This is a genomic window from Mesorhizobium bavaricum (genome assembly GCF_056781655.1).
In genome coordinates, this window is the sequence record NZ_CM165566.1 from 3,081,808 (window position 1) to 3,108,682 (window position 26,875).

At 64.4% G+C, this 26,875-nt stretch carries 26 protein-coding genes; 20 read left to right on the top strand and 6 right to left on the bottom strand.

Features of this window, described 5'->3' with window-relative positions:
- Nucleotides 1-71 precede the first annotated feature (71 nt).
- Nucleotides 72-674 carry a DUF924 family protein gene (locus tag AC1RZR_RS15070; protein WP_477278375.1) on the bottom strand — a complete coding sequence of 201 codons (603 nt, stop codon included), beginning with the start codon at nucleotides 672-674 and terminating at the stop codon, nucleotides 72-74.
- 343 nt (nucleotides 675-1,017) lie between these two features.
- Here AC1RZR_RS15070 and AC1RZR_RS15075 point away from each other — a divergent pair, with 343 nt between their 5' ends.
- On the top strand, nucleotides 1,018-2,529 hold the full coding sequence (locus AC1RZR_RS15075) for a winged helix-turn-helix domain-containing tetratricopeptide repeat protein (protein WP_481828781.1): 1,512 nt from the start codon (nucleotides 1,018-1,020) through the stop codon (nucleotides 2,527-2,529).
- Between the two features lie 174 nt (nucleotides 2,530-2,703).
- Here the strand turns inward: AC1RZR_RS15075 and AC1RZR_RS15080 are convergent, their stop codons facing one another.
- Both AC1RZR_RS15080 and AC1RZR_RS15085 read right to left on the bottom strand, forming a co-directional pair.
- On the bottom strand, nucleotides 2,704-3,963 hold the full coding sequence (locus AC1RZR_RS15080; RefSeq protein ID WP_481828782.1) for a glycoside hydrolase family 5 protein: 1,260 nt from the start codon (nucleotides 3,961-3,963) through the stop codon (nucleotides 2,704-2,706).
- Nucleotides 3,960-5,129: a DUF1972 domain-containing protein gene (locus AC1RZR_RS15085; protein WP_481828783.1), complete on the bottom strand. Its 1,170-nt coding sequence runs from the start codon at nucleotides 5,127-5,129 to the stop codon at nucleotides 3,960-3,962. The genes AC1RZR_RS15080 and AC1RZR_RS15085 overlap by 4 nt, the downstream gene beginning before the upstream one ends.
- Before the next feature lie 313 nt (nucleotides 5,130-5,442).
- Between AC1RZR_RS15085 and AC1RZR_RS15090 the strand changes: the two genes are divergently transcribed.
- The 14 genes from AC1RZR_RS15090 to AC1RZR_RS15155 all read left to right on the top strand — a co-directional run bounded on the left by AC1RZR_RS15090 (nucleotide 5,443) and on the right by AC1RZR_RS15155 (nucleotide 21,707).
- Nucleotides 5,443-6,612 (top strand): glycosyltransferase family 4 protein, encoded by a 1,170-nt coding sequence (locus AC1RZR_RS15090; protein ID WP_481828784.1) that lies wholly within the window; start codon nucleotides 5,443-5,445, stop codon nucleotides 6,610-6,612.
- A 41-nt stretch (nucleotides 6,613-6,653) separates the two neighbouring features.
- Complete coding sequence (locus AC1RZR_RS15095) at nucleotides 6,654-7,946, top strand: MATE family efflux transporter (RefSeq protein WP_481828785.1); 1,293 nt, start codon at nucleotides 6,654-6,656, stop codon at nucleotides 7,944-7,946.
- Nucleotides 7,947-7,994: 48 nt separating this feature from the next.
- Nucleotides 7,995-9,191: a GNAT family N-acetyltransferase gene (locus tag AC1RZR_RS15100; RefSeq protein WP_481829065.1), complete on the top strand. Its 1,197-nt coding sequence runs from the start codon at nucleotides 7,995-7,997 to the stop codon at nucleotides 9,189-9,191.
- Between the two features lie 73 nt (nucleotides 9,192-9,264).
- Nucleotides 9,265-10,482, top strand: a complete 1,218-nt coding sequence (locus tag AC1RZR_RS15105; RefSeq protein ID WP_481828786.1) for a GNAT family N-acetyltransferase — start codon at nucleotides 9,265-9,267, stop codon at nucleotides 10,480-10,482.
- A gap of 112 nt (nucleotides 10,483-10,594) precedes the next feature.
- Complete coding sequence (locus tag AC1RZR_RS15110) at nucleotides 10,595-10,819, top strand: hypothetical protein (protein ID WP_306280573.1); 225 nt, start codon at nucleotides 10,595-10,597, stop codon at nucleotides 10,817-10,819.
- A gap of 69 nt (nucleotides 10,820-10,888) precedes the next feature.
- The gene (gene ligD, locus AC1RZR_RS15115; RefSeq protein WP_481828787.1) at nucleotides 10,889-13,387 is read left to right on the top strand and encodes a DNA ligase D; all 2,499 of its coding nucleotides are present in this window, start codon (nucleotides 10,889-10,891) and stop codon (nucleotides 13,385-13,387) included.
- Between the two features lie 233 nt (nucleotides 13,388-13,620).
- On the top strand, nucleotides 13,621-14,526 hold the full coding sequence (gene ku, locus AC1RZR_RS15120) for a non-homologous end joining protein Ku (RefSeq protein WP_378917904.1): 906 nt from the start codon (nucleotides 13,621-13,623) through the stop codon (nucleotides 14,524-14,526).
- Nucleotides 14,523-15,641 (top strand): tetratricopeptide repeat protein, encoded by a 1,119-nt coding sequence (locus AC1RZR_RS15125; RefSeq protein ID WP_481828788.1) that lies wholly within the window; start codon nucleotides 14,523-14,525, stop codon nucleotides 15,639-15,641. Before ku ends, AC1RZR_RS15125 begins: the two co-directional genes overlap by 4 nt.
- Nucleotides 15,642-15,649: 8 nt before the next feature.
- Entirely contained in the window at nucleotides 15,650-16,327 is a 678-nt protein-coding gene (locus tag AC1RZR_RS15130; RefSeq protein WP_481828789.1) for a hypothetical protein, read from the top strand.
- 55 nt (nucleotides 16,328-16,382) lie between these two features.
- Nucleotides 16,383-17,027, top strand: a complete 645-nt coding sequence (locus tag AC1RZR_RS15135) for an alpha/beta hydrolase family protein (RefSeq protein ID WP_481828790.1) — start codon at nucleotides 16,383-16,385, stop codon at nucleotides 17,025-17,027.
- Between the two features lie 4 nt (nucleotides 17,028-17,031).
- Nucleotides 17,032-17,802, top strand: coding sequence for an exodeoxyribonuclease III (locus AC1RZR_RS15140; protein ID WP_481828791.1), 771 nt, complete (start codon nucleotides 17,032-17,034; stop codon nucleotides 17,800-17,802).
- Between the two features lie 148 nt (nucleotides 17,803-17,950).
- Nucleotides 17,951-19,570, top strand: coding sequence for a WD40 repeat domain-containing protein (locus tag AC1RZR_RS15145; protein ID WP_481828792.1), 1,620 nt, complete (start codon nucleotides 17,951-17,953; stop codon nucleotides 19,568-19,570).
- 43 nt (nucleotides 19,571-19,613) lie between these two features.
- Nucleotides 19,614-20,180 (top strand): isochorismatase family protein, encoded by a 567-nt coding sequence (locus AC1RZR_RS15150; protein WP_481828793.1) that lies wholly within the window; start codon nucleotides 19,614-19,616, stop codon nucleotides 20,178-20,180.
- Between the two features lie 306 nt (nucleotides 20,181-20,486).
- Nucleotides 20,487-21,707: an amidohydrolase family protein gene (locus tag AC1RZR_RS15155; RefSeq protein ID WP_481828794.1), complete on the top strand. Its 1,221-nt coding sequence runs from the start codon at nucleotides 20,487-20,489 to the stop codon at nucleotides 21,705-21,707.
- A gap of 209 nt (nucleotides 21,708-21,916) precedes the next feature.
- On the opposite strand, the gene AC1RZR_RS15160 is transcribed toward AC1RZR_RS15155, so the two are convergent.
- Both AC1RZR_RS15160 and AC1RZR_RS15165 read right to left on the bottom strand, forming a co-directional pair.
- Nucleotides 21,917-22,123 (bottom strand): hypothetical protein, encoded by a 207-nt coding sequence (locus AC1RZR_RS15160; RefSeq protein WP_481828795.1) that lies wholly within the window; start codon nucleotides 22,121-22,123, stop codon nucleotides 21,917-21,919.
- 472 nt (nucleotides 22,124-22,595) lie between these two features.
- The gene (locus AC1RZR_RS15165) at nucleotides 22,596-22,772 is read right to left on the bottom strand and encodes a hypothetical protein (RefSeq protein WP_481828796.1); all 177 of its coding nucleotides are present in this window, start codon (nucleotides 22,770-22,772) and stop codon (nucleotides 22,596-22,598) included.
- A gap of 139 nt (nucleotides 22,773-22,911) precedes the next feature.
- On the opposite strand from AC1RZR_RS15165, the gene AC1RZR_RS15170 reads away from it, so the two are divergent.
- Together AC1RZR_RS15170 and AC1RZR_RS15175 are read left to right on the top strand one after the other, a co-directional pair.
- Nucleotides 22,912-23,172: a hypothetical protein gene (locus tag AC1RZR_RS15170; protein WP_481828797.1), complete on the top strand. Its 261-nt coding sequence runs from the start codon at nucleotides 22,912-22,914 to the stop codon at nucleotides 23,170-23,172.
- 3 nt (nucleotides 23,173-23,175) lie between these two features.
- A complete protein-coding gene (locus AC1RZR_RS15175; RefSeq protein ID WP_477278413.1) occupies nucleotides 23,176-23,436 on the top strand; it encodes a hypothetical protein in 261 nt (86 codons plus the stop codon).
- On the opposite strand, the gene AC1RZR_RS15180 is transcribed toward AC1RZR_RS15175, so the two are convergent.
- Nucleotides 23,433-24,146: an SOS response-associated peptidase gene (locus AC1RZR_RS15180; protein WP_481828798.1), complete on the bottom strand. Its 714-nt coding sequence runs from the start codon at nucleotides 24,144-24,146 to the stop codon at nucleotides 23,433-23,435. The two genes, AC1RZR_RS15175 and AC1RZR_RS15180, sit on opposite strands and share 4 nt — an antisense overlap.
- A 306-nt stretch (nucleotides 24,147-24,452) precedes the next feature.
- On the opposite strand from AC1RZR_RS15180, the gene AC1RZR_RS15185 reads away from it, so the two are divergent.
- The 3 genes from AC1RZR_RS15185 to AC1RZR_RS15195 all read left to right on the top strand — a co-directional run bounded on the left by AC1RZR_RS15185 (nucleotide 24,453) and on the right by AC1RZR_RS15195 (nucleotide 26,863).
- On the top strand, nucleotides 24,453-24,671 hold the full coding sequence (locus AC1RZR_RS15185; RefSeq protein ID WP_481828799.1) for an exopolysaccharide production repressor protein: 219 nt from the start codon (nucleotides 24,453-24,455) through the stop codon (nucleotides 24,669-24,671).
- A gap of 693 nt (nucleotides 24,672-25,364) precedes the next feature.
- Nucleotides 25,365-25,667: a DUF1236 domain-containing protein gene (locus AC1RZR_RS15190; protein ID WP_481828800.1), complete on the top strand. Its 303-nt coding sequence runs from the start codon at nucleotides 25,365-25,367 to the stop codon at nucleotides 25,665-25,667.
- Nucleotides 25,668-26,065: 398 nt separating this feature from the next.
- Complete coding sequence (locus AC1RZR_RS15195; protein WP_481828801.1) at nucleotides 26,066-26,863, top strand: hypothetical protein; 798 nt, start codon at nucleotides 26,066-26,068, stop codon at nucleotides 26,861-26,863.
- Nucleotides 26,864-26,875 lie beyond the last annotated feature (12 nt).

A 26,875-nucleotide genomic window follows, 5' to 3' on the forward strand; every position in this document is an offset into this window, starting at 1 on the left:
AATGCAGCCTGAGTGGCATGGGAACCTAACCTGGCTTGGTGATTCCGCGTAGCGAGCTAGCGTGCGACTGGTTAGAAGCCTCTCCCCCACCTCGACAAGAAAGCCCTTTCTTCGACCGTGGACTGGCGCCCGAGGACATCGTTCCGATGTGGAAAGCGACCGAAGCGCGCAATAATATCGCGATGCTTCCGGATTTGGTCGACAGTCGGCTGCCAGAGGGGCCGAGATTCGACGGACGCCGCCACCAGCCTGCCTTCGGCTAGGCCCAGGATGTAGTTCTGGTCGTCTAGGTCCTCGTGATGCACGAAAGGAAGGCCCAGCGTGAATTGCTCGAGCGTCTCATAAGCCTCCCATCCATCCGCAACCATTATCCTCGCGAGATCTCGGGCGAGCGGATCGTAGGCATATGCCTCGGCACTGGCGCGGTGGATATTGCGTGGAAACTGGTCGAAAAGAACGACCAGCGCTATCGCTTCCTGAGGGCTCAGTTGCTCCGGGGCCCACGTTTGTCCAGCGGCTGCAGCGATCAAGTGACCGAACCTTCGACGTATGACCTTGTCGGTCTCGTCGGATTGTTCCATCCAGACCCGGACGCGCTCGCCTGCCATGGCCTCAGTGCATCGCTGTCCTCCGAACCAGAACTGGTAGATGTGGCTGAGATCCGCTTTGTCCATCCGATGAGCTCCTCTCGATTGATGCGGGCTGGAAGATCCAGTGCGCCACCACCAACGCAACCGTTGCCAAGTTGAAGAGGATCGCCAGCACCAAGCATGTCGATGGCCCCCTGGCTGCCTCGTGCTGGGCTTCTATTGTCCTTCTTTGCAGCGCACTCGGGTCACGGAGCAGTGCAAGCTCGGCGAAGGGGTCATGCCAAACGTAGGGAAACATCAGGCCTCCTCCCGTATTGATTGATGATTATGGGAGATTGGCCTGAGGGCGTGGATCGAGTATCGAAGAGGGTCCGAAATACTTCCGAAAAGTGAGCCAGCAAGGTCGACCGGCGACATGCACCCGCGCTTGAGTATCGGCGATCTGGAATTTGATCCGGCGACGGAATCGGTCCGCCGTAACGGCCAAACATGGTCGCTCGGTTCTCGAGGCTCCCGTCTCCTTGCAGCCCTGTTGAGGCGCCGCGGTGACATTCTTACCAAATCGGAGCTGATGGATGCTGCATGGGAAGGGCGAGCCGTAGAGGAGAGCAACCTTTCGGTACAGGTTGCCTCGCTAAGGAAGATCCTCGGCAAGGGCTCTCACGGCGACATCATCGTTACGGTGCCCCGCATCGGATATCGCCTTGCATTACCCGACGCCTCTGGCCGTCCTGCCTCGCCGCTCAGCGAAAGGCCGTCGGTGGCGGTTCTTCCCTTCTTCAACCTGAGCGAAGACCAGGAGCAAGCCTACTTCGCCGACGGCCTGGCGGAAGAGATCATCGGTGTCTTGGGCAAGGTTCCGGGACTGTCGGTCATCGCGCGCAACTCGAGCTTTGCTTATCGCGACCGGAACATTGACGTGAGAAAAGTCGGCGCCGACCTCGAGGTCCGGTTCGTGCTGACCGGAAGCGTGCAGCGTTCTGGCCAGAGGCTGCGCATGTATGTAGAGCTGGCCGACGCCGCGAATGGCTCGCAGGTCTGGTCGACGCGGTTCGATCGCGATCTTACCGACATCTTCGCGATCCAGGATGAGGTTGCTCGCGAAGTCGCGGACGCGCTTCGCCTTTCGATATCTCCGCGCACCACTCTAGCCGAGCTCGAAGGGAAGTCGGCGAACCTCGAAGCGTTGGACCTATCCCTTAGAGGCAGAGCGATACTGTTTTCAGAGAGTCCATCTCCGGACCGGGCGCGCGCCGGCATCGAACTCATGCGCCGTGCGCTTGCCGTCGATCCCACCCTGCCCGGGCCCTACGTCGCCCTTTCAATAGCGTTCTTGACCATGGCCGTGAACCGGTGGCTACCGGACGTCACCGCCGGGGTCGCTGAAGCACGCCGATGCGCCGATGCCGCCGTCAAAATCGATCCGGACTTTGCACTGGGCTACGGCATCTCCTCGATTGTGGCCTTGATGGAAAAGGACGGCGCCCGCGTCGAGAACGACTCCCTCAAGGCCTTCAAAATCAACCCCAACCATACCCTCGTTCAAGTGGGACGCGGCAATGCGTTCACGCATGGCGGCCGGCCACTGGAAGCTATCCCTTACTTTGAGGAAGCCATCCGGCTCGACCCGGCGCTGACTCACCAGAACCTGCACCACCTTGCAACGGCATACCTCTTCGGAGCACGCTACGAAACGGCAGCATCGCTGCTCCGGGCGCGCATCCTGCTGGTCCCAGAAACCGATATTTCGCGCGGCTACTTGTGCTCGGCGCTTGGTCATTTGGGTCAAGTGGAGGAGGCCCGCCGAGTCTGGAACGATCTAACTGCCATCAACCCGGCCTATTCACTTCGGGAACGCCTTTCGAACTTCTGGTTCGCCAGTCCGTCCGATCCGGAGCGAATTGTTGAAGGTGCCGCCAAAGCAGGTCTGCCGATCTAGCACACAATTCCGGTGGTGGATCCTCGGATATTCCCCTAGTCGCTGTGAAGGAAGCCGCGCGGATGCGCGTCGATACGACAATGTCCGCTTAGCGGCGCAAAGTTGCCGTTCGCATCAGGGAAGACGTAAGTCGGCTTTGGGTCGACTCGGTCGTTCGGAGGGATTGGGTCTTGCCTAGTCCGCCGGCATGGCCAGGCCAAGCGCGTCGACGATATCCGGGTCGAGGGCCCGCGTGGTGTCGTCCATCATCCCCATGCCGTCGAAGAGATTCCAGAATGCCCAGCCAAAGCCGAGATCCTCGGCGCTCTGGCGCACGTCGGCGATGTAGCGTGCCCGATCGGGATTGGGCGCCGCCACATAGCGGGCGTCGGTGCGCAGCGCGCCGAACTCGCCCATGATGATGCGCTCCGGCGCAAGGCCGTGGCCGTCGCCCCAGGCGCGAACCTGGCGGATATAGTTGTCGACAAAGCGCCGATCGGGCTGGGCGTCGAAATAGACCTTCAGCACACGCTCTGTTTCCGCATAGGCGGCCTGCCTGTCCGCCTCCGAGGTTTCGGTGTCCTGCGCCATCCGCGCCCTGACCGACGCCAGCGTCTCTTCCAACGAGCCGGCGGATGCCGGCCATGGCACATTGTTGAGCGAACGGTAGACGGGTTCGCGCATCCACGGCGCGCCCTGATGGCTGAACAGATAGGGTTCGTAGAAATGGAAGGTGAACAGGATCGGCTCGAACGGCGACAGCGGCGCCGGATCGAGCGCAGTCAGCCCGCCGACCATCGAGCCGCAGCCTCCGGTGACGACCAGCGGCAAGGTTGCAGCCGACGCCCGTGCCGCGGTCAGAAGCGCGAGCTGGACCTGCGACCAGACCTCCGAAGCGCAGGCCTGCGGCGGCTCGTTGACCGGCTCAAGCGCTACCTTGCGGGGCTGGAAGCGCTCCAGCCTGCCGGCAAGCTCGCCGACCAGCCCGCGATAGAGATCAAAGGCGGGCGCGGTGACGCTGGCGACCATGCGGTCGGGATTCCAATAGTGGGTGGCGCCATTGGCTTGCACGTTGACGATGATGCCGAGACCGGCGTCGAGGGTGGCGGTGACCGCCGCGTCCAGCATGTCCAGCAAGAGGGCGCGGGTGGTGGCGTCGGCTGCCAGGAACGGGCCGGGATCGACCGGCAGGCGGATGAAATCGAGCCCCGTCTCGCGCAACCGATGCAGGTCGTCCGCGGTCGGAACCGGCCGCTGCGACTGGAAGGGTGGCCAGCCATAGTCGGTGCGCGGTGCCGGGAATTCGCGTGTCAGCGAGAACCAGGGCCAGGCGTTGACGCCGCGCCGAAACTGCGGCTCGGAGGCGCGGGCGAACGGCGCGATCGAGAGGGAGCCAAGTGCCGCCGCCGTCGACAGCGCCGTCCGCAGCACCCGCCGGCGCGACCAACCTGTCATGCGGTGCGGCGCGATGCGCGATCGACGGCGACGGCCTCGTCGGCGGTGACACCGAGAAGCCGATAGGCTTCACGCTCATAGGCCATCAGGACATCCTCCCAGCGGAAGGCCTCGCGGGCGCGCACCCGGGCCGCGATGCCGCAGGTGCTGACCAGGGCATCGTCGTCCTGCGCCTGTTGCATGCGTTCGGCGCAACTGTCCGTGTCGGTGAAGTAGATCGCCGCAGCACCCGCGGTCCAGCGATTGAACGGATTGTCGTGCGCGATCACCATGTTGCCGGCCGCCAGCGCCTCGACCAGCGACGGGTTGGTGCCGCCGACCGTGTGGCCATGCAGATAGGCGCGCGCGTGATAGCGCAATGCTTTCACCGTCGCCTGGTCGTAGATGGCACCCGGTAGGACCACCGACCCGTTCGCGGCGTTGCGGACGGCGACATGATAGGGGATTTCGTCGGACAGCGTTCCGAGCACCACCAGCTTCATGTCGCGCTTGCGGCTGCAAAAGGCTTCGACGATCGGCAGGATGTTGTTGTCGGGTTCGATGCGCGCGATCGAGATCAGATAGCGCCCGGGCTCCAGGCCGAGCGCCCGGACCGGTGCTTCCGGCGCCGATGTCACCGGATCGGCGCCATAGGCGATGGTGGCGATGGCGCTGCGCGGCCGGCGCGTCGCCAGATGGTCGGCGATGGCGGGATGATCGGCGACCAGGCGATGCGAGGCCCAGGCGCCGATCCATTCGTTGAGCCAGAACCAGGTGCGGGCCGCCAAACCCCATTTGGGGCGGCGCCACTCGATGCCGTCCATGTTGGTGAAGATCTTGCGCCCCTTCAGCCTCAGCCAGGTCAGGAAAATCGCGCCGTTGTAGCCGAGCACCAGGCAGACGCCCGGCCGCCTGGCGGCGTCGCGCACGCATTGCCAATCGAATTCCAGGGTCGCACGCGGTCCCTTCGAGGCAACCTGGACGTGGATGAGTTCGATGCCGCGCCAGGTTTCGCTGCGCACCCGCTGGTCGATCCGCTCGACCTCGTCCTGGCAATAGACGCCGACCTTCCAGCCTCGCCCTGCAAGAAAAAGTGCCAGTCTTTCGGCGAAGGTTTCAAAGCCGCCATGGGCCGCGGGTATGCCGCGCGTCCCCAGGATCAGAATGGCAGGCTTCTCTGGTTTCATGGCCGGCAGTACTTTCAGATCTGAATATATTAGCGATTGCTGCATCATCAAGAAGCAGACGGGCAACTTCCGTGCCATCTCACGATTTCGGCGCTCGGGCGGATGATCATCGCGCCGGGTTGTAAAAAAACTGTATTGAAGCTGGTGGTTGTTTCATTATCGGTCAACCCTTCTGTGCGTATCTGTGTCGAAACGAGGCATTGCCAGGATGTGGCGTCCGGCAGCCGGACGGTTCAACCAGGCATGGTTCTTGCGACAAGGTCCTGCATGCCACCGCCCGGCGCGATGGTGCGGCACCTGGCGGGATACAAAGATGCGGATTGCCTGCGTTCATCAGGGTTATGAACTCTATGGTTCCGACCGCAGCTTCGCGGAGAGCGTTGCTGCGCTGCGCGCCGCGTTTCCGTCCGCCGACATCGAGGTGGTGCTGCCGCGCAGCGGGCCGATCGTGCAGATCCTGGAACGCCATGCCAGCCGGATCGTCTTCGAACCGCTCTGGGTGTTGAGGCGCCAGGCCATCGCGCGCCTTGCGACGGTCGAGATGGCGCGATTGCCGATAGCGGTGCTGAGAGCCTGGCGGCGTCTCAGGGATTGCGATCTCACCTACGTCAACACCTCGATCGTGGCCGACTATGCGCTGGCCGCGCGCCTTCTCCCCGACAAGGCTGTCCTGCATATCCACGAGATCCCCGAAGGCGCCATGCGCAGGGTCCTCGTCGGCCTGATGCGGTGGAGCCATGCGGACCTCATCTTCAACTCGAATGCGACGCGCGCCGCGTTCGGCGATCCCAAGATCTCGCGCACGCATGTCGTCTACAACGGTGTCGCCGGGCCGGCGGCCGCCGAACCCATGACTTACGACGGCAAGCGGCCCTTGCGGGTGCTGCTGCTCGGCCGCGTCAACAGGATCAAGGGCCAGGAGATCCTGCTCGAAGCGATCGCGTCGATGCCGCCGGAATTGCGGTCGAGGATCGAGGTGCGGCTGGTCGGTGGCGCCTTCGAAAGCGCCGAGCGCGAACGCGCTTTGGCCGAACTGGTCCGGAGCATGGGCCTGGCCGAACGGGTCAGCGTATTGCCAGTCGTGGCAGATCCCTCGGCGCATTACCGCTGGGCCGACATCGTCACCGTGCCGTCGCGGCGTCCGGAATCGCTGGGGCGCGTCGCCATCGAGGCGATGGCCTATGGCCGTCCGCCGCTGGTGTCGGCGATCGGCGGCCTGGTGGAAGTGGTCATCAATGGCGGGACCGGCTGGCACGTTCCGCCCGGCGACGCAGCCGCCCTGGCCGACAAACTGCGCGAGATCATCCTGCGGCCAGATGCGTGGCGTGGTTTCGTCGCCGCTGGCCGGTTGCGATACGAGAAGATTTTCAGCGAGCAGGTGGCGGCGGCGGCGATCGCGGCGATCGCCACCGACAAGCTGAGGGCGGCGCTGGCGAAGCCTGGCCGGGCGCATGCCGCCCGCGAAGCGGAGACCAGTTCGTGAAGTTCGCGTTTCCTGGCCATCTGCTGCGGCGCCTTGTGCTGATGATCGGCGGCGAGGCCATACAGAGCGGCTTTCACTTCGCGCTCAACATCGCGCTGCTGCACGTGCTGTCGGCACAAGGATACGGCATCTTCGCCATCGCGATGGTGATGGGCGGTGTCGGCCTGTCCTACATCAGATCGCTGACCGCCGTCCCCGCCAGCATATGGATGGGCAAGAGCACCAACAGGGCCGGCGTCGATGCGCATGACGTGACGTTCGGAGGGGCGGCGGTGGTCGTCGCGTCGATCGCGGGCGGGGCGACCGCGCTGCTGATGCTGCTGTGGGGTGACGCGGGCAGTATCGCCGCCGGATGCTTCGTCGGCGCCTGGTCGCTGCGCAGCCATATGCGTACGGCTTTCTTCGCGCGCCGCCAGCAGATGGTCGTCAGCATAAGCGATTTCACCTTCACCCTCGCCGGTGCCGCGATGACAGCGCTGGCAATCTGGACGGCGGGGAATGTGCTGCAGATGGTGTTCTACGCCCTTGCAGCTGCCAATCTGATCGGCATAGCCGTGCTCGCGCGCCTGGCACCCCGTCCGCTACGGCTCAGTTTCCGAGCGCCTGTGCGGCGACGCTATGCCAGGCTCTGGCGTCAACTGCGCTGGTCGGGATTCAGCGCGACGACCACCAACATTCAGGGTCAGTGCCTGGCGCTGCTGGTCGCGGGTATTGCCGGTCCGGCGGCCTACGCGCCTATCGCGGCGGTTCTCGTCCTGTTTGCCCCGTTGCGCATCGTCAGCCTGGCCTTTGTGAACATGCTGCAGCCCGAGCTTGCGAAGCTGATGGCGAACAATGAAGTCGGGCGCGTGTGGATGCACGCCAAGCTCTGGTCCCTTGTCATGGGGCTCGGGAGCCTGGTCTACGGAGCCGGCATCCTGTTTGTCCTGCCGACGATAAGGTCCCAGGCTCTCGCGGATGCTTCGGTCAGCGTCATCGGGCTTCTCGCCTTGGCGAACTTCGTACCGATCATGCTCTACATCATGCCGCGCATCATCCTCGAGATACTCGGCGAGTTCCGGGTCGTGGCGTTCATCACAACGGCCGGCGCGGTCGTCGGGCTGGTCCTGATCGCAATCCTGCTCGCTATCGCTTCCCCGACATGGTCGCTTGCGGGTGCCGCGGTCTCCGAGACCGTTGTGCTCGTGGCCTCATGGTATTTCGCACGCCGCCACATGCTCGCGCTTGAGAGCGGGACGCTCGACAGCGGGACGCTTGACAGCGGGGATAGCCGCCATGGAAGCAAGTCGACGTCGTGGCGAGGCGCCGCCCCGCTTGCCACCGGAAAAAGGTAGGAGACAGACGTGTCGATCCAGACATTGACGACTGCGCCCGATACGCCGATGGCTGGAGCGCCAGTGCCGGCCGGGCAGGCTATCCATGCGTCCCGAAGCACTGCCGGGGGAGCCTACACCGCACGGCTGCACACCAGCCTGGAAACCGTCAAGCCGCTCTGGCTTGAATGCCAGGCGAATGGGGTGTGCACCGCCCATCAGCTTTATGCTTGGGCCGAAGGGATCACCAGGCGGCTGATGCCTGCAGGCGCCGACCTCCTCGTCGTGGAAGTGGCGGATGCGGGGACCGGTGAATTCAAGATGCTGGTGCCGCTGATGCGGCGGTCGAGCTTCGGACATCGGGTGGTCGAATGGCTGAGCTGCGGCGTCTGCGATTATTCAGCGCCGCTTTTGGCGGATGCGAGCCCGTGGACCAGGCAGGGCGCTGAAGCCGCCTGGGCGGCGATCCGTTCCGTGCTGCCGCCTGCGGACCGCATCCACATCACCGGCATCCCGCAACAGATCCGCGGCGTGGCCAATCCGCTGGCGTTGCTTTCGGTGGCGCGCGATTCCATCCAGATCACCTCCGGCCTTGCTCTGGAGGGCGACCCGGAGACCCTGATCAAGCGCCATGGCAGGCCGTCCTTCGTCAAGACCTACAACAAGGACTGGCGCCGGCTCGAAAGGCACGGCAGCGTGGATCTGGTCGACGCCAACACCCCGGCCTTGCTAGCGCGCGTCTTCGACGCCCTGGTTGAGATGCGGCTCAAGCGTTTTCGCCAACTGGGCCGTTTCGATCTCCTGGCGCAGCCGGCGGTTGTCGATTTCTACCGGAACGCAGCTCTTCAGGGCCTGTCCGACGGGTCGGTGCGGGTCTTCGGATTGCGCGCAGGCGAGGACTGGGTCGCTGCCCAGTACATGCTGGCCCGGCAAGGCACCTTGCATGCCCTCTTGATCGGAATGGACCAGGAGGTGGTGAGCAACGCCTCGCCGGGCATTGCGATCATCGGCACGTTGATGAGCTGGGGACTTCGGCAGGGGTTCGACTATTTCGACCTGTCGGTGGGCAGCCAGCCCTACAAGGAACAGTTCGGCACCGAGAGTTTCGTTCTGGCCAAGATCGACGAAACGCTGACGCCTCTCGGCAGGGGCGTGGCAGCCGTCGCTTCGCTTCGCGAGCGGGCCGAGCGTTTCGTGCGCGCCAATCCGCGGCTGCTCAAGACCGCTCAGGGCGTGATGCGCCGCTTGCGGAGGTCGAAGGGCTGAGGGGGAAAAACAGCTCCGGCATGGATCGCCCGCGACGCATCCGATCGCCGCGGGACAATGGTGGGAGGCAGACATGTCGAGCCGGGCAATGCGAATGGCGCCGATAGCTGGCGCGCAGGCTTCTCCGCCTGCCGCCAGCGCTGGTGCCGACGAGCGTGCCTGCACCGCCCGGCTGCACACCAACCTCGAGACCGTCAAGCCGCTCTGGCTGCAATGCCAGACGGACGGCGTCTGCACCGCCCATCAGCACTATGCATGGGCCGAGGGGATCGTCGGTCGGCTGATGCCCAAAGGTGCGGAACTGCTCATCGTCGAGGTGAGCGACGCCGCGACAGGCGAGCCCAGAATGCTGGTGCCGCTGATGCGGCGCCAGGCCTTCCACCACCATGTGATCGAATGGCTGAACTGCGGCGTCTGCGACTATTCCGCGCCGCTGCTGGCGGATGCGAGCCCGTGGACCACGCAGGGCGCCGAAGCCGCCTGGGCGGCGGTCCGTTCGGTGCTGCCGCAAGCGGACCGCATCCACATCGCCGGAATCCCGCGACAGGTCCACGGCGTGGCCAATCCGCTGGCTCTGCTTTCGGCGACGCGCGATTCCATCCAGATCACCTCCGGCTTGGTCATGTACGGCGAGCCCGAGGGTCTCATCAGGCGCATCTGCAAGCCGTCCTTCGCCAAGGCCTTCCACAAGCACCGCCGGCGCTTCGAGAAGCTGGGCGGCGTCAGCCTGGTCGAGGCCGACACGCCCGCCCTGGTGGAGGAGCTCTTCCAGAGGCTGCTGGAGCTGCGGCTGAAGCGCTTTCGCGAGCTTGGGCGTTTCGATCTCCTGACCCGGCAATCGGCCGTCGATTTCTACCGGAACGCGGCCCTCCAGGGCCTGTCCGACGGGTCGGTGCGGCTGTTCGGACTGCGCGTCGGGCAAGCCTGGCTTGCCGCCATCCTTGTGCTGGCCAGAAAAGGCACGCTTCACGGCATTCTGCTCGGGATCGACCAGGATGCTGTCTCCAATGCCTCGCCGGGCCTGACGACGATCGCCAAGCTGATGATGTGGGGGCGCGAGCGGGGATTCGATTATTTCGACCTGTCGGTCGGCAGCCAGGGCTACAAGGAACATATCGGTGCCGCGAGTTCGGTTCTGGCCGAGATCTGCGAACCGCTGACGGTGCGGGGCTGGGGTGCGAACGCAGCCATTTTGTTTCGCAGCCGGGCCGAGGCCAGGGTGCGGTCCCGTCCGCGGTTGCTCAAGGCCGTCCGGGGCATGACGCAACGCTTGCGGCGATTGAAGGGCTGAGGGCGGTTTGCCCGCGAAATTGACAGGACGGCGGGTCTCCGGCATCCTTGAGCCCAGTCGCCAGGCTGCGGACAGCGGCCTTGTTGCGTGTCAGGCGACCGAGGGCAGTGTCATGTTCAGTCCCGTCATCGGCCAGAATTCCAAGCGCGCCGCGGTGCGCAAGGCGCTTGACCGCCACAAGGTCTACATCACCGCGCAGAGTTTTTCGGCCGGCGCCTACCAGGCACGCGTGCTGGTCGACGGCGAGGCCTACTGGGTCGACGAGTTCCGGCTCGCCCAGTTGCAGCAGGGCCTGTCGCCGGCCGAGCTCGAGTTGACACCGGCCACAGACGATTGAGAGCGTGAGGCCTGGAGGTAGCGCTCTGTCGGGACGCTTGCACTTGGCTGCCGTGCTTCGACCTATGCCATGACGACTCCCCCCAAGCTCAAAACCTATCGCGCCAAACGCGAATTCTCGAAAACGCCGGAACCGGCCGGCGGGTTGGTCACCGACGAAGGCAACCGCTTCGTCGTCCACAAGCATCACGCCACCGCCGATCATTATGATCTCAGGCTGCAGGTCGGCGGCGTGCTGAAGAGCTGGGCGGTGCCGCGCGGGCCGTCGCTCAACCCGGCCGACAAACGCCTGGCGGTCGAGACCGAGGATCATCCGCTCGAATATATCGACTTCGAGGGCGTCATTCCCGAGGGCGAGTATGGCGGCGGGCCGATGATCGTCTGGGACACCGGCAGCTGGGCGCCGATGGACGATGTCGAGAAGAGCCTGCGGACCGGCGCCTTCAAGTTCAGGCTGGCCGGCGAGAAGCTCAATGGCGGCTGGATGCTGACCAGGCTGAAACCAAAACCCGGCGAGGACGAGAACAAGAAGAACTGGCTGCTGTTCAAGGAGCGTGATCTTGCCGCCGACACCGCGCTCGACATCCTGGAGACGCGGCCGGAGAGCGTGAAGTCCGGCAAGCGCATCGAAGAGCTGGTGGCGCCTGCGAAACCCGCGCCCAAGCCCAAGCCGGGTTCGCTGAAGCCAGGCACACTGCCGGGCGCCTTCAAGGCCCCGGCGCTCAGCCGCATCGAGCCGCAACTGGCGATGCAGGTGCCGAAACCGCCGGGCGGCGAAGGTCCTGCGGAAAATACAAACGAGCTCTGGCTGCACGAGATCAAGTTCGACGGCTACCGCACCATGGCGCATCTCAACGAGGGCGTGGTCAAGCTGATCACGCGTGGCGGCATCGACTGGACGAAGCGCTATGGCGACCTGCCGCAGGCCTTTGCGAAACTGCCGTACCGCGACGCGATCATCGACGGCGAGATCGTCGTGCTCGACGCCAAGGGCATCAGCCGTTTCGCGCTGCTGCAGGATGCGCTGGCCGCGGGCGCCGGCAACAAACTGCATTTCTACGCCTTCGACCTGCTTTATCTCGACGGCTGGGACCTGACCAAGGTGCCGCTGGTCCGGCGCAAGGCGCTGCTGGCGCAAATGCTGTCAGGCCTCGGCGCCAACTCCGCCATCCAGTTTTCCGATCATGTCGAAGGCTCGGGCCAGGCGCTTTACGACCAGGCGTCGGAACTCGGGCTGGAGGGCGTCGTCTCCAAGCGCGCCACCGCGACCTACCAGAGCGGCCGCACCAAAAGCTGGACCAAGACCAAGGCGCTCCAGACCGGCGACTTCGTCATTGCCGGCTACACCACTTCGGACGCCGCCGAAGGTCTGGCAGCGCTCGGGCTTGCCGAGTTCGAGGACGGCGAACTGCACTATCGCGGCAAGGTCGGCACCGGCTTCGCCGCCGGGACCGCTGCCGAATTGCTGGCCAGGCTGGAGCCGCTCACATCAGGCGCAACGGCGCCCGAAGGCGTGCCGCGCGAAGTCATGCGCGAGATGCACTGGGTGCGGCCGCTGTTTTCGGCCCATATCCACTTTGCCAACCGCACCGCGGACAATGCGCTGCGCCACGCGGTGTTTCGCGGCTTGCGCGATGTCGGCCTGTCGACGCCGGTGTCGGCCAAACGCAAGCGGCTGATCTCGGAGGCCGACCTCGCCACCATCTGGGTGACCAACCCGACGCGGCGCCTGTTCGGCAAGACCGGACCGACCAAGCTCGACATTGCCGTCTACTATGCGCTGGTCGGCGACTTCATGCTGCCGCACATTCTCGGCCGGCCGGTGTCGCTGGTGCGCTGCCCGACCGGCCTGCCGAAGGACTGTTTCTTCCAGCGTCACGCCTTCACCGGCATGCCGCCCTCGGTGGTGACGTTCGAGGCGACCAATTCCGAAGGCGAGACCAAGTCCTATCTCTCGGTCGAAGGCGCCAAGGGCTATCTGGCGCTGGCGCAGTTCGGCGTCGTCGAGTTCCACACCTGGGGCACGCACCGCACAAGCCTCGACAAGCCCGACCAGATCGTCTTCGACCTTGACCCGGGCGAGGGGATCTTGTGGCGCGAGGTGGTCGAGGCGGCCGTGCATATCAAGGGTGAGCTGGAGGGGCTCGGGCTGGTGCCGTTCGCCAAGACCTCGGGCGGCAGCGGCATCCACATCACCGTGCCGGTGACGGGCAAGCAGAACTGGAAGAAACTGCACCAGGCGACCAGCGCGATTTCCACGCATCTGGCGGCAACCGCACCCGATACCTTCACCACCACCATGGGCAAGGACAACCGCAAGAAGCGCATCTTCATCGACTTTCACCGCAATGCGCGCGGCCACACCTCGGCCGCCCCCTATTCGCTGCGCGCCCGCACCAATCTGCCGGCCTCGACACCGGTGAGCTGGGCGGACCTGGAATCGATCGATGCGCCGCAGGATCTGAACTATTCCTCGCTGCCGGGGCTGCTGGCGACATCAGGCGATCCGTGGGCTGAAATCGAGGAGTTTGCGCGGGATTTGCCGGTGATGCCGGGAACGAGGAAGTAGTCGCAGAATGAGGACTGCAGCGATCCTTCGCGCTGCGTTCAAATTCCACGCCATCGACGGTTCGGACAATTTGAATTATTCTGTTGCGGTGACGCCTGCGCCTTCATGGAAGATTTCGTCAGGGATTTGCCTGTATTGTGCGGGGTCGGTGTAGGATTTCCGTGGCGTCGTTCGTCCTTCGGACGAAAAGCGCTGCACCGGTGTGACAGTGCATGGCCGCGTAGGAGTGTTTCATGGCGCCCAGGGCAAGTTGGAAAGGTTACCTCAAGCTCAGCCTCGTCAGCTGTCCGGTGCGGCTATACCCCGCCACCAGCGCCAGCGAGCGCATCAGCTTCAACCAGCTGCACAAGAAGACCCACAACCGCATCAACATGAAGCCGGTCGACCCTGAACTGGGGCTGGTCGAGCGCTCGGATCTGGTCAAGGGCTACGAGTACGAGGACAAGCAGTACATCATCATCGATGACGCCGACCTCGACGCGGTGCGCATCGAATCCAACCATACGATGAACATCGAGGCGTTCGTCGACGAGGGCGAGGTCGACGTCATCTACCAGGATGCGCCCTATTACATGGCGCCGGATGGCGCGATGGCCGAGGAGACCTTTGCCGTGCTGCGCGAAGCGATGCGCAAATCCGGCAAGCTGGCGATCGCGCGCCTTGTGCTGTCCAGCCGCGAGCGGGTGGTGACGATCGGCGCGCGCGAGAACGGCATGTTCGTGTGTACCTTGAGGAACCCGAACGAAGTGCGTGGCACAGCTGAATATTTTGGCAACATCCCGGCCGGCAAACCTGACGCGGAAATGCTGCAGCTGGCCGAAGCGCTGATCAAGCAGAAGGAAACCACCTTCGACCCGAAGAACTACGAGGATCGCTACGAGATCGCGCTGATGACGATGATCCGCGAGAAGCTGAAGGGCCACAAGCCGATCATCGCGGCCGCCCCCGAGCGCGGCAATGTCATCAATTTGATGGATGCGCTGAAGGCCAGCCTGTCGCAGTCGAAGCCGCCGGCCAAGTCGATGAGCAAGGCCGACGAGGCCGCCAAGCCCGCCGCCAAGAAGGCGGCAGCGGGCGGTGCGGCTGAGAATCCGCTCAAGGCCAATCTGCTCAAGGCGGTCGGCAAGAGCAAGAAATGACGGCACCAGCCGTCCTGATCGCTGGGGCTGTCTTCGGCACGATCGGCGCGCTGGCGGCGTTTCCGCTGCGGCTCGCGGCGCGCGAGGTCGAGCGCCAGCACGGCCAATTGCGGCGCGGTGTCACCAGGCGCACCACGCATGTCGTGTTCGGGCGGACGCATCTGGGAAAATCCGGCGATGCCGAGATCGAGCGCCGCGTCGTTGCCGAGCGCACGGCCGGGCGCATGCTGATCAGCGAGAACGGTTTCCTGCGCCTGCTCGGGCTGATGAAGGCGCCGGAGGCGTCCTCGCTGTCCAGGCAATCCCTGATCGACCAGTCGCGGCTGTCGGGCGCCGACCTCGACCTGTTGTCGCTGTTCGATGCCTTCGAGCATGACGGCGAACCCTATTCCTTCCGCGACCTGATCCTGGCGCGCAAATATGCCGGGCTGGTGGCCGGCGGGGCGACGTGGGGCGCGATCGCGCGCTCCGTTCACCGCTCCGGTCCGGTGGCATCGCTGACCGCCAAGTCGCTCAATGTCGGCTCCCAGCATGGGCGCCGCTCCGATGCGATCTATCTCGAAGGCGGGCAGAGCGAACTCGACGGACAATTGCTGTTCGATCTGGGCAACGCCGGTTCTGCCGGCGACGACACGCTGGAAGAATTGTTCGCGGAGGCCGAAGAGGCGGAGGAGGGCGGCGACCATGACGGGGCGGCCGCACTCTACCAGCGCTGTCTGGCCATCGACCCGACAGACGCCATTGCCGCCTTCAATCGCGCCAACTGCCTGCGCGCCGGCGGCCACGGGCGGGAAGCCGCGCACGACTATATCAGAGCGATAAAACTCGACGCGGCCTTCGTCGAGGCCTGGTTCAACCTTGCCGGGCTGATGAGCGAGCAAGGCCGCGACGCCTCGGCGCGAAAGCACCTGCAGAAGGCGATCGCGCTCGACAGGACCTATGCCGATCCGGTGTTCAACCTCGCGCGGCTGGAATTCGACGCCGGCAATCTGCTGGAGGCGCGCCGCAACTGGGCGCGCTATCTCGAACTCGATACGGATTCGGAATGGGCGCGCGTGGCGGCCAAGGGGGTGCAGTTCGTCGATCTGCAACTGGCGCAGAAATCAGCGGGGTGACACACGGCATGCTCGATGCGAAGACCATTCGAAAGCAAGTGGCGGAAGAACTTCAAGCTCGTCTTGGGGCGAAGTGGTTCAAGCCTGGCGGCGCCAAGTTGCTCATCGCGTCCACGGACAACCTGACCGATTTCAGCATCGAGCTGGATTGCTACGCCGATCGCCGCTACGGCGAGTATGACTGCGCACTTGTAGCGGTGTTCAAGTGGAAGAAATTCGCGAAGTTAGACAAGGATTTCTTTGCCTGGTACGAGGTCAAGGATCCAAGCGCGACACAATTCAGGACCCAAAGCATTCGGCGGTCGAGCCAACCGTTTCTTAGGGCAGGGTTCCATGCCGTCGACGGGGATTTCGTCCGAAGTCGTGACACTATCTGGGTGGCGAAAGAAGCAGATATCGATGCGTTTGTAGCCCAGAGCGTCAGCGATCTCGACGGCAAGGTTGGTGCATGGATCAGGCGATGGTTCACCTGGGCGTCGGCGCTGGATGTGATGGATGGCAATTCGCAATTGTGCGGCGCGTGGCGAGACAGCGCCTATTTCTGCTTGCTTGAGCAGGTTCATGGGCGTGAAGCTGCCTGCAAATGGATAGGCGGTATCGATGCGACTGGTTGGCCAGGATATCTGGCCGCACAGGTGGAGTATCTGCAGTCGCAGGTGTGTGGTGCAGGTGCAGCGCCCGAATAATCTAGTGGTGCAATTCAAGAAGGATTGGCAAGTTCATGCTTCGGAAGGCCGCTCCATGACCACCTTCCTCTTCGACGGCCCCGACACCGCCCCCGTCACCATCCTGCTCGCGCATGGCGCCGGTGCGCCGATGGACTCGGCCTCGATGACCGCCACCGCCACGGCACTGGCCGCGGCCGGATTCCGCGTCGCCCGCTTCGAATTCCACTATATGGCCGCCCGCCGCTATGGGCACCGCAAGCCGCCGCCGCGGGCGGAGACGGTGAACCCGGAGTATGTCAAGGCGATCGCCGACCTCAGGGCGAAGGGCGTCGGCGGCCCGCTCATCATCGGCGGCAAGTCGATGGGCGGGCGTGTCGCCTCGATGGTTGCCGACGAGATGTTCGCCAAGGGCGAGATCGCTGGGCTGGTCTGCCTCGGCTATCCCTTCCATCCGCCAGCCAAGCCGGAGCAATTGCGGACAAAACATCTCGCCGACCTCAAGACGCCAACGCTGATCTTTCAGGGCACGCGGGACGAGTTTGGCACGCAGGGCGAGGTCGCGACTTATGCGCTCTCCGACCGGATCGAGATTGTCTGGCTGGAGGATGGCGACCATGATCTCAAGCCGCGCAAGAGCATCTCCGGTTTCTCCACCGCCGATCACCTGAAGACATTGGCCGAGGCGGTGCAGGCGTGGGCGGGCCGGATCGTCTCCTGAGCCGATGAAAATCGCCTCCTTCAACATCAACAACGTCAACAGCCGGCTGGACAATTTGCTGGTGTGGCTGGCGGCGGCAAAGCCCGATGTCGTGTGCCTGCAGGAGCTGAAGGCACGCGACACGCAGTTTCCGCGTTCGGCTCTCGCGGCGGCCGGCTATGGCGCGGTGTGGAAGGGCGAGCCGACCTGGAACGGCGTCGCCATCCTCGCGCTCGGCTCGGAACCGGTCCTGACCCGTGATGTCCTGCCTGGCGACGATGCCGACAAGCAGAGCCGCTACATCGAGGCGGCGGTGAACGGCATCGTCATCGCTTGCCTTTATGCGCCGAACGGCAATCCGCAGCCCGGCCCGAAATTCCAGTACAAGCTCGCCTGGCACAAACGGCTGGAGGCGCATGCCGAGCAGCTGCTGGACACCGGCCTGCCGGTGGTTCTGGGTGGCGACTACAACATCGTACCCGAGCCGCGCGACATCTACGCCACCCGCTCCTATGACGACAATGCGCTGGTGCAGCCGGAAAGCCGGGCGTCCTTCGCCGCTCTGCTCGAGCAGGGCTGGACGGATGCGCTGCGCAAGAAACACCCGAAGGAAACGCTCTATACGTTCTGGGATTATCGCCGCAATCGCTGGCCGCGCGACGCCGGCTTGAGGCTCGACCACATCCTGCTGTCGAAGACGCTTGCCCGCCGCCTCACTGCCGCCGGCATCGACCGCGAGGTGCGCGGGCAAGACGGCGCCAGCGACCATGCGCCGGTCTGGGTGGAGGTCAGGTGAGCGCGGGGCGAACGTGCCGGAGACCTTCGCCATCCATCCCTTTCGCAAACGCCATTTTGCGAACACCTTTTCCACGGGTAATCTGATGAGCTGAACTGTGCGGGGGTGCCATTTCGGGCGAAGCCTGGAATGACGCCGAGGGGGGCCGATGAACAGAGTCGTCGACAGGCGGATTGCATTCATCCTGCTGGTGGTGGCCGTGGTTTGCGCCTGGCGCGCCTGGCTGGCGCCTGGCGATGCGGTCGTCGTCTGGCGTGGCGTCTCGTCTTTCGCCGGGGATCCCGCCACCTTGCGGCTGGCCGGATTGCTGGTGGCCGCACTCGCTTGTCTCATTGGTGCGGTGTTGTTCTGGGCCGGTCTTCTGCCGGGGCGGCCGGCGCATGCCGCCGGGGCGCCGCTGTTCGGCCGCGCGGCGGACGTGCAGGACACCGGCAGGCCCGGCCTGCGCAAGGCCTTTCTCGTGCTGCCATTGGTGGTCGTCGCGGCGCTGGCCGTTGACCGGTTCGGCCCCGGGCGGACGCATGATGGCGGCGAGGTTGACAGCCAGCCCAGCGAACCGAAGCCCAATGAACCACAACCAAGCGAACCCAAACCCGGCGAGCCCAAGGGGCAGGACGTCGCCAGCGCCCCGCCGGCACCGGAACCCGTAACTCCACCAGCAGCCGCGCCGCCGGCGCCACCTGCGGTCGCCCCACCGGCTCCACCACCGGAAGCGGCCAACCCGCCCGCGGCACCGCCGACCCCGCCTGCGCCCGTGCCGCCGACACCGCCAACGCCTGTCGCTCCGACGCCGCCGGAGGTCGCGGTCATTCCACCACCCACGGTCGCGCCGCTGCCGCCACCGCCGCCGGCGCTGCCGACGCAGCCCGAGGGCCACCGCGACGCGGTCGTCTGGCTGGCGGTGGCGGCCGACGGGCACACGATCATGAGCGCCAGCACCGACCACACGATCAAGCTCTGGGACATCGCTGGCAAGCACCTGATCCGCACGCTCGGCGTCCACAAGGACATGGCGCGCACGGCACTGTTCATGCCCGATGGCGTCAGTGCGCTGACGGGCGGCGACGACGGCGAGATCGTGCAGCGAAGACTTTCCGATGGCGCGGTGCTGCACGTCTACTCGGCGGGCGCGAATGGCGGCGTCAACAAGCTGGCGATCAGTCCGGACGGCAAGCGCGCCGTGACCGGGCACGAGACCGGCAACGTCATCGTCTGGGACCTCGAGAAGGGCACCGTGTTGCATGTGATGAGCGGGCACGACTGGTCGGTCAGCGCGGTGGCCGTCTCGCCCGACGGCACCCGCGCGGTCTCTGGCAGCATCGACGGCACGCTAAAGCTCTGGGACATCGACAGCGGCAAGCAGCTGCGCAGCTGGCACGGGCATGAGCAAGGCACCTATGGCGCCGTGTTCACTGCCGATGGCCACCATCTGATCACCGGCAGCGGCGACTACACGATCAAGCTCTGGGACCTCGACAGCGGCCGCGAAGTGCGCCGCTTCGAGGGCCATGAGGGCACCGTCTACACGCTGGCGCTGTCGGCAGACGGCAAGCGCCTGGTCTCCGGTTCGCTCGACGGCACGGCGCGCCTGTGGGACATGGAAAGCGGCAACCAGATCGCCATGTTCGACAGCCAGACCGGCCCGATCTACGCGGTGGCCTTCGCCGCGGACGGCACGGTGCTGACCGGAGGCTACGACCGCACCATCCGCGACTGGCCGGCCGCGGGCGGCGACGGCGTGGTGCTGTTTGCCGGCGCGCCGGGGTGAATGGAGCCTTGATCACCTTGCCTGCCGTGCTATGTAAAAAACCATGTCAGCACCCAGCCTCGCGGACAAAGCGCCGCTCATCGTCATCGATCTCCAGACCGGCATGTTCGACGGCGTGCACGAGCCGCCGATCCATGAGGCGTCAGCCATTGTCGAGCGTGCCCGCGCGGTCATCGACTGGGCGCGGCGCAGCGGCCGCAAGGTCGCCTTTGTCAGGCATGACGGACCGGCGGGCGATCCGCTGGCGCCCGGTGAGCCGGGCTGGCCGGTATGGCCAGCACTTGGCCAGGCCGAGGACGAGCCGACCTTTGCCAAATCCGTGCGCGATGCCTTCAGCAATCCCGCCTTCGGCGACTGGGTTGCCGGGCAGGGCGCCGGTGGGGTCGTGCTGCTGGGCGCGCAGACCGATTTTTGCGTGGCGGCGACCGTCAAGGGCGCCATGGCCAGAGGGCTCGGCGTCACCGTGGTCTCCGATGCGCACAGCACGCTGGACAATGCCAGCGAGAGCGCCCGGCAGATCATCGCCCGGGATAATGGCGAATTCGCCGAGGCCGGCGTCAATCTGGTGACGACGAAGGCGCTGGTCGGGGCTGAAGAACGAACTTCGTGAGAGGGCTGATCGCCGCTTAGCGCGGTGGCATTGTCCGGCGTCTGCCGGCGCGCGGCGCTGGTCGACGCGGACGGGGGGGCGCATTGTTGGGATGGCTTGGGCGCCCGCGTCAACCAGGGCGGCTCGTACCGCCGCATCACCACCATTGCACATCGCCGGTCGGCCGACACTTCCGCGAAAGCGGAATAGGCCGGGGCCAAAGTGCGGATTCGGCGCCCTGGTCGATTGCAGCGTGAAACAGTTTCTCAGCGTTGCCGCATTGACCTGTGGCGGGTGAGCGGCGACGACTGGCGCTTGAACCGATGGATGGCGCCGTTGACCGAGCAGACGATTTTCCTCAACGCGAAACTGGCCGACGGGTCGCGGGTGGACCTCACCGTTGTCGACGGGCGCTTCAGCGCCATCGCGCCGGCCGGGAAGACGCCCTCGGTCGGCCTCGCCAGCATCGACCTTGCCATTGTTGATCTTGGCGGCCAACTCGTCGTGCCGGCCTTCGTCGAAGGGCATATCCATCTCGACACCTCGTTCTATGGCGACGTCTGGCGCCCGCACATCCCGTGCAGCAACGGCTTCGACGTGCGCGAGCGGGTCGCCTTCCAGGCCAGGAACCTGGACGCCGCAGCACCAATGGGCGAGCGGGCGAAGAACCAGCTCGAGCTCTGCATCGGCAATGGCAGCCTTGCCATGCGCAGCCATGTGATGGTCGACGGCTCGGTCGGGCTGAAGCATCTGCAGACCATCCTGGCGGTGCGCGAAGAGTATCGCGACCTCATCGACATCCAGCTCGTCGCCTTTCCGCAAAGCGGTATCCTGTCCTCGCCGGGCACAGCTGAGTTGCTGGACGAGGCGCTGAAGCTCGGCTGCGACCTGATCGGCGGGCTCGACCCCGCCAGCTTCGACCGCGACGTGAAGGGCCATCTCGACGTGGTGTTCGGCTTGGCGCAAAAGCACGGCGCCGGCGTCGACATCCATCTGCATGATGGCGGCACGCTTGGCCTGTTCCAGGTCGAGGAGATCGCGGCGCGGACAAAGGCACTGGGCATGCAGGGCCATGTCGCCGTGAGCCATGCCTATGGGCTGGGCGATATCCCGGCCGACGCCCTGCTGAAGGCCGGCGAGATGCTCGCCGGTGCCGGCGTCGCGATCATGACCAATGCGCCGGGCAACCACGCCTTCCCGCCGGTGGCGGCCCTGCGGCAGGCCGGCGTCACCGTGTTCAGCGGCTCCGACAACATCCGCGATTCCTGGTGGCCCTATGGCGATGGTGACATGCTTTCGCGGGCCAACCTGATCGGCTACCGCTCCGGCTTCTACGAGGACCATGATCTGGCCGCCGCCTTCGATGTGGTGACCCATGCCGGCGCCAGGGCGCTTGGGCTGGAGAGCTACGGCATCGCTGTCGGCGCCGGCGCCGACTTCGTCACCATGAAGGCCGAACATGTGCCCGAGGCGGTGGTCGCCGTACCGAAGGGCCGGACGGTGTATCGCCGGGGCAGGGCGGTGGCGAAAGATGGGAAGATGGTTTGAGGCGCGCGCTCGGCCGGCAGCGTCACGCCGAAAAGGGCAATCGATGCTGACTACGGCGCCGCAGACCGTCTTGCCGTGCGCGTGGGTGTCAGAAGCCGACCGTTCGGGCCGCCATCAACACCAGCATGACGACCGCTGCACTCCAGACAGCAGTATTAGTTATGGCTGAGGTGAATTCAAAAAACGGCTGAATGTTCCGCCGGGTTCGATCAGTTGGTCGCACTGCGATCGGTCGCTTGAATCGATCGGGCGGGTGGCGAAGACAGGGCGCGTTGATCCGACGGTGGCTCGCTGAGATAGAGCGAGCCGCCCAGGACGAGGAACACGATGCCCACCGCCATCAATCCCACCATCAGCACGGCAATCGCCGTGACCGGACCGTTGCCTGTTTTGACGATGGTGGATCGATGCGGCATCGTTTTGTCCTCCAGACGGGGTCCGGCGACGCCGAGACCTCGCGACAAACGACAGCCAAGGTGAGATGTTCCCTTGTCCGGGCTTCAATCCGGGCCGCATCGGCCCTTTGCGTTTTCGTATAGGACCAAGGTCTTGGGTGCCAGCCGCAAAGGTCCGAGGGGCCCTGTTCGGTTCCGGCAATGTCCATTGGACGTTCCGGTATTTTAGTCAAACGTGATATAATGTCGCAGCTGTTTCGAGGGGGCGGGACCGGGAAGAATTTATCTGGACAAGCGTCTTCGCCGCAATCTCGGCAACCGAAAATGGTGTCGTTGGCGAGGCCGATTGCAATTTCCGAAGCGATCGACAGCACGCAGTTGCGGGCGGGCTAGGGCAGGCATTTCGACAGTTGGACGCGATCTATCACGGTCACGCCGAGTAGTGGCGCGCCTTGGTGAACGCGTTAGCATAGGTTAACTTCGGCTTGAGGGGCTAGCCTCCCACCCTTCGCCTCTCCATCGTATCCAGCCGTTCCTGCAAGTGCCCGTTGAGCACGATCATTTCCTTCAGAGCTTTTACCGCGTCGCCCTTGTGCTGGGCGATGAATTTGTCGGCGACGGCGCGAAGCGCGGCCTCCTGGTTGCTGTCCAGCGTTACGATGTGGGCCATTTCAGCACCTCCTGATGTCCTGATGAGGGATAGTGAACAAAAACGGAACAAAACTGTCAAGCTTGAATTGACTTGGCAAGGAATACGTTCCTATTTGTCAGGAGGTGGGGCGGTTGCTCGCAAGTCAGGGAGAGCCGCGATGGGCAGACGGAAGAGCCGGTATGACAGATTGTTTGCGAGCGATGCGGAGGCGATCCTGCGGGACGCGCTACGCCTGCGCGCCACGGTGCTGGCGGCGCAGCTGAACCTCAGGGCCAATGGCGAGCTGTTCTGGCACTTGGTGGGGCTGACGGACAAACTGCATGCGGTGATGGGAATGGTGGCGGAAAAGGAACCCGATTTCCGCGCGGCATGGCTCGGCCTGCTGCCCCTGCCCGAGGATTATTCCAGCCGGAAATGAGCCATGGCCGGGCCAATGGACAGTGTCGGGCGAGCCGCCAAGGCCAACATGCTGCTGGTCGTCGAGTGCGGACATTGCTGGCATGTCGGCCGTTTCCGGGCCAACGACGTGGCCAAGGTGGTGGGCTGGAACAAGCCCTTGGAAACTATTCGCTTTCGCTGCAAGCGCTGCAGCCGCAAGGATGCGACGGTGAGGACCCAGTTCATCGACCAGGACCATCCGCCGAAGGGCTACATCTGGGTGCTGCAGAAGGCGAGGGGTTAAAATAGCGAACCCTGCACAGGTGGCGGCGGAGCCTGCAGCGGAAATTTTATCTGCGTGGCGGGTTTGCCGACAATCACCAGCGCGTCGTCAGGCGCGGTGCGCTGCAGGTGGCGGGCCTGCGACCACGGCGCGGTCAGCCAGGTCTCGGTTTCCTCGGGTGTGGTCAGGATGACCGGCATTGCCTTTTCGTGGATCGGTGCGATCAGCGCGTTGGGTTTCGTGGTCAGGAAGCCATAGAGTTCGAAGTCGCCTGGACCGTCCTTGACCTTGCGCACGCCTTGCCAGCGCGTCCACAGGCCGGCGAAGAAGAACAGCGGCTTGTGCTCGTTGCGCGCGAACCAGACGTTGCGCTGGATGCCGGTCTCGGGGTCCTTGTCGCCCGGCGTGGGCGAAGGCTCGGCGAAGCTGGTCACCGGCACCACGCAGCGGTTCTCGATACCGACATATTGCTGCCAGTGGCCATATTGCGGGTTGCGGATGTTGGTGGTGCCGTAGTCGGCCTTGCCCTTCACCCGCTCGATCGGCGTCGGCATGCCCCACAAAAGATTGGCCAGCTCGCGTTGGCCGTCCGGGGCGTTGCGCGCCACCGGGCCGGGCTGGTTGGGATAGATGTCGACCGAGGGTTCGAGGTTGCCGAGAATGTCGCGTAGCGCACGCGTCCACTGGCGAACCGCCTCCTGGCTGGTGGTGATGTTATAGAGGTTGCACATCTCAAGCCCTTCCCCGATGCCTGCGCATCTTGTGGGAAAGGGAGGGCAATTTCCAGCGTTCCATCACGTCTCGTCGAACCGGCCCTCGCGGGTCGGGTGGCGGGTGATCGCAGCTTCGTCAGATGTCTTGCGGCCGCTAAGGTTTCGAGCGGCGTTGCCGAGCGGGGCGATCACATAGTTGCGTAGTTGCTAAAATAATGGGACGCTCTGCGCGGGTATTGGGAATCTGAGCAGGGGAGTCGTTTCGAGCCGGAATCGGTTCGGGCGATTTGAGCATAGATGTATTTTGGGCAGTTTCTGGTGGGAATGTCAGCCACGACCATCGTCGTCGCGGTCTGGACCTATAGGGCCACCGGTTCGTTCTGGCAGGCGCTTGCCTGGACGATAGGGACTCTGTTTGTCCTGCAAGTCGGCTATTTCGTGCTCGTCGCAAGGCTGATCTACAAGAGCGCGCAGGAGGGGGCAACAGATCAGAATTCGGTCGACGCTGTGCCGCCGCTGCACCGGGACGGTACCTGGCTTTGAAGCCGGCGCGTGGGGTCCAATTCCTCCTACCAGCCGATCCATTCGCGCGTGCGCCAGGCGAGCCCGGCGAACGGCGCCATCAGCGCGATCACGACAAACAACAAGGTGAACGGATACTTGGTCACTGAGGGTCGGGGAGCCATCCGGGCACATCCTTGCTGCAGATTTTTGCCACAACGTCATTCCGGCCACATGGTTGCATCCGTTGCCACCATCGCGGCTGCAAAGGGTGGGAACCAACCCCTGACGCTCGCGTTTTTTGAGCGTGACCGGTGAGGCTGCCACCTCCGCCGGCGCCGTCTAAGGCTCGCTCTGCTCCCGGCAGGGCGGGCCTTTTTCGTGCCGGAGCTTTTTGTGATCCCGAGAAAGGCGGCTGGAACGACACCTCCCTCTCCACGTTAGGCCATGACCATACCGAGGCGGATCCGGCGCTGCTGATGGCCTTTTGGACTCGGGAGGGTACCCTCCCGCTGCAGTCTCCGCTCCAGACTTGTTCGCTATTCAGCATCGATCCGCACAATTTATCCGCGAACATGGAAGCTGTTTCACCTCTGTTCCAGAGAATTTTGCCAACAAGAATTAGTGTCATCTCGATTTTGTGATGCCTTCAATTCAGAAATTTCGATGGAACCCCACTGTGGCGACGGAGTTTTCATCCAGGGCGGTTTTCCAATCAATATAATGGAGGCTATCATGAAACATTATCTTACGAGTGTGGCTGCCGCGGTCGTCCTGATGGGTGGCATTGGTGTGGCGCTGGCGGAAAATGTCGTCGTCCTCCAGCCGCAGCAGGAGACGGTTGTTCGCGAATACATCAAGAAGGAGCCGCTTGCGTCGGTGAACCTTCTGGGCGTCGAACTGAAGCTCGGCTCGTCGCTGCCGGACACGGTCGAATTGCGTGAGGTGCCCGACGTCAAGTATCGCGTCGCCGTGATCAACGACCGGACTGTCCTGGTCGATCCGGAGACCCGTCAGATCGTCGAAGTCCTGCACTGAGTGAGGCCCGCGACACAGGATTGCCTGCGTAAGCCTTGGGAGAAGCCCGTCACCAACACCGGTGGCGGGCTTTTCTTTTACGGCTGGCGTTGCCGTGGTCTGTCAGACAGCCAGCTTGTCCTGCGTTTCGTCTCAAATCGCTGCTGTCGCGGCGGCTCATGCAGCCGCGTGGCCGGTTCGCCGAGGGCGCGGTTCACCATGCGGCCCCGTCTCACCCACGGGGCGCGCATCGATCGGATCGGCCTCTCGGCCTGCGCGATCGGCCGCATGGATTGGGCTGGCAAAGCGGCCCGCCTGGGTGCAGGGTTGCAACGAAACATTCGCGCGCCGGCAACGAAGCCGGCATACGCATCGCATGCGAAGCCGGCCCTTTCGACCGGAGACCTGAAAGTCCTTCGATGACGATCCAGCCCGTCGAGATGAATGTTCGCAATGACGCGCCCCGGATCCTCCTCCTGCTTGGCAGTGCGCCCGACGCAGTGCGTTGCGAGCCTTGGCCGAAGCAGGCCTTCAGCCGGATCGTCGCCATCAACAATGCCTGGCGGGTGCGCCCCGATTGGGATTTCCTGATCCATGCCGGTGATTTCCCATCGGACCGGCTGCCTCACGACGCGACCTCGCGGCGAGCTCAGATATTCAGCGCCGCGCACTATGTTCCGGCGCAGAACGCCTTCGGTGGCTTCGTCTATGCCGGCGCCACAATGGCGCTGACCGCTGCCTATTGGACCATTCACAGCCAGAAGCCCGATGTGCTGGCATTCCTGGGCTGCGACATGATCTACGACCGGGCGGACAAGACCCATTTCTATGGCATCGGCCAACCCGATCCATTGCGCGATGACGTCACCCTGCGCAACCTCGAGGCCAAGTCGGCGCGCCTGCTTGTCCAGGCCCTGAAGCACGGCTGCCTGTGCATCAATCTGTCCGACCTGCCGCGCAGCCGGCTGGTCTTTCCCAGTCTCGCCTTCGATGAGCTTGGCGGCCTTTCGCTGGCGCGGATTGCCGAAATGAAAGCGGAAATTCTTGCCGGCATCCGGCTCGACAAGGCCGAAAAAGCCGAGGAGATCGAGAAGGACCTCGGCTATTTCTACGAGGATGGCATGTACTGGAACCATCTCGATGAGATCGACGAGACCTTTCTGGCCGACATCGACCAACTGTGGATGTCGGCCGTCGAGAAGGGACTGGTGGGTTGAAGCCGCCAACCT

Excerpts from the sequence above, each read along its gene's own strand:
- AC1RZR_RS15170 (WP_481828797.1), top strand. The coding sequence starts at position 22,912 with ATGGGCAGACGGAAGAGCCGGTATGACAGATTGTTTGCGAGCGATGCG.
- AC1RZR_RS15095 (WP_481828785.1), top strand. The coding sequence starts at position 6,654 with ATGATCGGCGGCGAGGCCATACAGAGCGGCTTTCACTTCGCGCTCAAC.
- ligD (WP_481828787.1), top strand. The coding sequence starts at position 10,889 with ATGACGACTCCCCCCAAGCTCAAAACCTATCGCGCCAAACGCGAATTC.
- AC1RZR_RS15185 (WP_481828799.1), top strand. The coding sequence starts at position 24,453 with ATGTCAGCCACGACCATCGTCGTCGCGGTCTGGACCTATAGGGCCACC.
- AC1RZR_RS15100 (WP_481829065.1), top strand. The coding sequence starts at position 7,995 with ATGGCTGGAGCGCCAGTGCCGGCCGGGCAGGCTATCCATGCGTCCCGA.
- AC1RZR_RS15105 (WP_481828786.1), top strand. The coding sequence starts at position 9,265 with ATGTCGAGCCGGGCAATGCGAATGGCGCCGATAGCTGGCGCGCAGGCT.
- AC1RZR_RS15190 (WP_481828800.1), top strand. The coding sequence starts at position 25,365 with ATGAAACATTATCTTACGAGTGTGGCTGCCGCGGTCGTCCTGATGGGT.
- AC1RZR_RS15160 (WP_481828795.1), bottom strand. The coding sequence starts at position 22,123 with ATGCCGCATCGATCCACCATCGTCAAAACAGGCAACGGTCCGGTCACG.
- AC1RZR_RS15140 (WP_481828791.1), top strand. The coding sequence starts at position 17,032 with ATGAAAATCGCCTCCTTCAACATCAACAACGTCAACAGCCGGCTGGAC.
- AC1RZR_RS15080 (WP_481828782.1), bottom strand. The coding sequence starts at position 3,963 with ATGACAGGTTGGTCGCGCCGGCGGGTGCTGCGGACGGCGCTGTCGACG.
- AC1RZR_RS15085 (WP_481828783.1), bottom strand. The coding sequence starts at position 5,129 with ATGAAACCAGAGAAGCCTGCCATTCTGATCCTGGGGACGCGCGGCATA.
- AC1RZR_RS15125 (WP_481828788.1), top strand. The coding sequence starts at position 14,523 with ATGACGGCACCAGCCGTCCTGATCGCTGGGGCTGTCTTCGGCACGATC.
- AC1RZR_RS15155 (WP_481828794.1), top strand. The coding sequence starts at position 20,487 with ATGGCGCCGTTGACCGAGCAGACGATTTTCCTCAACGCGAAACTGGCC.
- ku (WP_378917904.1), top strand. The coding sequence starts at position 13,621 with ATGGCGCCCAGGGCAAGTTGGAAAGGTTACCTCAAGCTCAGCCTCGTC.
- AC1RZR_RS15145 (WP_481828792.1), top strand. The coding sequence starts at position 17,951 with ATGAACAGAGTCGTCGACAGGCGGATTGCATTCATCCTGCTGGTGGTG.
- AC1RZR_RS15195 (WP_481828801.1), top strand. The coding sequence starts at position 26,066 with ATGACGATCCAGCCCGTCGAGATGAATGTTCGCAATGACGCGCCCCGG.
- AC1RZR_RS15150 (WP_481828793.1), top strand. The coding sequence starts at position 19,614 with ATGTCAGCACCCAGCCTCGCGGACAAAGCGCCGCTCATCGTCATCGAT.
- AC1RZR_RS15090 (WP_481828784.1), top strand. The coding sequence starts at position 5,443 with ATGCGGATTGCCTGCGTTCATCAGGGTTATGAACTCTATGGTTCCGAC.
- AC1RZR_RS15110 (WP_306280573.1), top strand. The coding sequence starts at position 10,595 with ATGTTCAGTCCCGTCATCGGCCAGAATTCCAAGCGCGCCGCGGTGCGC.
- AC1RZR_RS15180 (WP_481828798.1), bottom strand. The coding sequence starts at position 24,146 with ATGTGCAACCTCTATAACATCACCACCAGCCAGGAGGCGGTTCGCCAG.
- AC1RZR_RS15130 (WP_481828789.1), top strand. The coding sequence starts at position 15,650 with ATGCTCGATGCGAAGACCATTCGAAAGCAAGTGGCGGAAGAACTTCAA.
- AC1RZR_RS15175 (WP_477278413.1), top strand. The coding sequence starts at position 23,176 with ATGGCCGGGCCAATGGACAGTGTCGGGCGAGCCGCCAAGGCCAACATG.
- AC1RZR_RS15070 (WP_477278375.1), bottom strand. The coding sequence starts at position 674 with ATGGACAAAGCGGATCTCAGCCACATCTACCAGTTCTGGTTCGGAGGA.
- AC1RZR_RS15165 (WP_481828796.1), bottom strand. The coding sequence starts at position 22,772 with ATGGCCCACATCGTAACGCTGGACAGCAACCAGGAGGCCGCGCTTCGC.
- AC1RZR_RS15135 (WP_481828790.1), top strand. The coding sequence starts at position 16,383 with ATGACCACCTTCCTCTTCGACGGCCCCGACACCGCCCCCGTCACCATC.